The organism is Acinetobacter sp. YH01007 (genome assembly GCF_013420425.1).
GTDB lineage: Bacteria > Pseudomonadota > Gammaproteobacteria > Pseudomonadales > Moraxellaceae > Acinetobacter > Acinetobacter towneri.
On sequence record NZ_VOYC01000051.1, the window covers coordinates 1 to 1,082 of the forward strand.

The following is a 1,082-nucleotide window of genomic DNA, read 5'->3' on the forward strand; positions in this document are numbered from 1 at the left end:
TAAGCTGTCATTAAAAAGTAAACATGTATTCTTTTCCGAATTGGTTTGATACTCTCTCCACCCATTGCTCTATTTTATCAGCTGTCATGACTTGAAAATCTCGCCAATAATATTTCATCTGCTTCCATACCATCTCGATTCGATTTAACTCAGGGCTATAAGCTGGAATAAAATACAAATTCGTCGAAAAGTTACTTTTAAGTAGCTCTCTGTAATCAGCCATCTTTTTACTTCTATGAATCGAGGCATTATCAACAATAAGAACCAATGGAAGGTTATAAGTCTGTTTTACTTGTTGAGCTATTCCAGTTAAATAGGCATAAAACCAAGTGCTTGTAACTGACTCTTGTAAACAACTTGTCACCAGTTTCCCCGTTGAAAGCAAACACCCCATGACATTAACTCGTTTTAATCTTATTGCATCAACCGCATGAACATCACCTATCTTTGTCCACGCATAGCGGTTATCAGGTGTAGATGAAAACCCTGTTTCATCAACATAACCTAATATAATTTCACCACGTGCCGCTTGCTCTCGTAATTTTTCAATCTGCTGTGTTGCTTGTTCAAATGCAATCGGATCTCTTTTTTTTCAAGCTATGACGGGTACGCTTGAAGACCATACCTGAATCACGTAAAAACTTACGAATGGTTTCAACAGACACGGACACTTCGTATTCTTCATGTAGTTTGACTCGGATTTGTTCTGCATTGAGTGGACTTGTATTGACCCAATCTAGGATTTTCGCCTGATAGTCTGAGATCAATGTATTGGGCCGACCTGAGCGATGACCTTCTTTAATCGATTCAAACTCATACAATTCCCAACGTCGACGTTGTAGCCTTATGGTTTCTGGGATACGTTCTTGTAGAGTGGCAACTTCCGCAACACTTTTACCTTCAGAAAGCCAGAGAATAGTTTGGGCACGTTGTCTTTCACGCCAATGTTTTGCATGCTTGGCCAGAAAAATGAGTCGTTCTCGCTGTTCTAAACTAAGTGGTACAGAAACAATTCGAGGCATGTGTGAACATCTGTTAACTAAAAAAACTTTTTCGCATGATTAGTTATTTTTGTCAACTTA

At 38.7% G+C, this 1,082-nt stretch carries 2 protein-coding genes; both read right to left on the reverse strand.

From position 1 onward, the window contains the following. Positions 1-10: 10 nt before the first annotated feature. On the reverse strand, positions 11-577 hold the full coding sequence (locus FTT74_RS13840) for an IS630 family transposase (RefSeq protein ID WP_121533679.1): 567 nt from the start codon (positions 575-577) through the stop codon (positions 11-13). Then, positions 567-1,022 (reverse strand): helix-turn-helix domain-containing protein, encoded by a 456-nt coding sequence (locus FTT74_RS13845; RefSeq protein WP_004973749.1) that lies wholly within the window; start codon positions 1,020-1,022, stop codon positions 567-569. The genes FTT74_RS13840 and FTT74_RS13845 overlap by 11 nt, the downstream gene beginning before the upstream one ends. Between the last annotated feature and the right edge of the window lie 60 nt (positions 1,023-1,082).

Bases quoted from the DNA above. Each gene is read 5' to 3' on its own strand.
- FTT74_RS13845 (WP_004973749.1), bottom strand. From the start codon at position 1,022: ATGCCTCGAATTGTTTCTGTACCACTTAGTTTAGAACAGCGAGAACGA.